This window comes from Vibrio anguillarum (genome assembly GCF_001989995.2).
Taxonomy (GTDB): Bacteria; Pseudomonadota; Gammaproteobacteria; order Enterobacterales; family Vibrionaceae; genus Vibrio; species Vibrio anguillarum.
In genome coordinates this window covers 1-1,299 of record NZ_JAHGUP010000089.1, presented here as the reverse complement: position 1 = coordinate 1,299, position 1,299 = coordinate 1, and the positions used below count along the sequence as shown (strand labels likewise).

The window sequence follows — 1,299 nt, the reverse complement described above, 5'->3', positions numbered from 1 at the left end:
CTTGGCCAGTGCGTTGTTCACCACTTAATTGGGCGTTATGCAACCGAGTACCCCACGTTTAGTAGACACTTTACTAAGTTAGATCTAGGGTCTAATTGAGAGGTGATTTATGGCTAAACATCGTAATCCAGCGTACACCGAAGAGTTCCGTAAAGAAGCTGTTCGCCTGGCCAGTCTTCCGGGCCGAACAGCAGTCTCCGTTGCCAGGGAGCTGGGCATTAGTGCCCAGCAAATCCGGAACTGGAAGCGCCAGTTCACACGCCTATCTGATAAACAGTTTAACACCTTAGACGGTGTTGACTACTCGAAGAAAGAGTCTGAAGAGCTTCGCGCCCTTCGGCGCGAAAACAAGCGTCTACGAGATGAGATGGAATTCCTAAAAAAGGTGTCGGCGTACTTCGCGAAGCAGCAAGAGTGAAGTACGAGTATATCGAAAGTTATGTTGGGGAATATAAAGTGACCCATATGTGTCGCGCCTTGGATGTTTCTCCTAGTGGTTATTACAAGTGGTTGAATCGAGAGCCAAGTGAACGCTCAAAGCGGCGATGCCGTTTTGAGCAGTTAGTCATGTGTACTTTTGCGAAGCATCGTGCTCGTTATGGTTCGGTGCGAATTACCGATGAGTTGAAGGAAGCAGGCCATGCCTGCTGCGTGAACTATATTGCTGATATCATGAAAGAAAAGGGCATAAAAGCACGCAACGGTATTGGGTTCAAATACACTAAGGATGTGGCAGCGATGACCAATGTGGCTGATAATTTATTACGTAGAGACTTTGAGGCTAAGCGCCCTAATCAGAAATGGGTGACCGACATCACCTACATCTGGGTGAAGAGCCGTTGGCTCTATCTAGCCACGGTGCTGGACCTGCATTCACGGCGTATTGTTGGTTGGTCTTTAGATACGAAGATGACGGTTCAACTCATTACGAATGCACTGAAAATGGCGTTCAAATCACGTAAGCCACCTAAGGGTGTCATAATCCATTCAGATCGTGGTGTACAATACAGGGCACATGATTATCAGGACTTCATGCGAAAGCATGGCGGTGTGCCAAGCATGAGCCGTAAAGGCAATTGTTGGGACAACGCAGTGATGGAGTCATTCTACAGCCGACTAAAGGTCGAGCTGATATATGCAGAAGACTACCAAAATATTGAAGAAGCTCGAATGGGGATCTTCGAATATATCGAGATCTATTACAATCGAAATAGGAAGCACTCAGCGTTGGGCTATGTGAGTCCAGTGGTGTTTGAAAGTGTGTAGTTATGTTGTGTCCACTTTTCGTGGGGTACACTA

Annotated in this window: 2 protein-coding genes; both read left to right on the top strand. The window is 47.0% G+C overall.

All coding sequences use genetic code 11. The features are described from left to right. Nucleotides 1-109: 109 nt before the first annotated feature. Nucleotides 110-418, top strand: a complete 309-nt coding sequence (locus PL85_RS16320) for a transposase (protein WP_214608575.1) — start codon at nt 110-112, stop codon at nt 416-418. Then, entirely contained in the window at nt 415-1,266 is an 852-nt protein-coding gene (locus PL85_RS16315) for an IS3 family transposase (RefSeq protein WP_160117749.1), read from the top strand. Before PL85_RS16320 ends, PL85_RS16315 begins: the two co-directional genes overlap by 4 nt. Nucleotides 1,267-1,299: the final 33 nt, after the last annotated feature.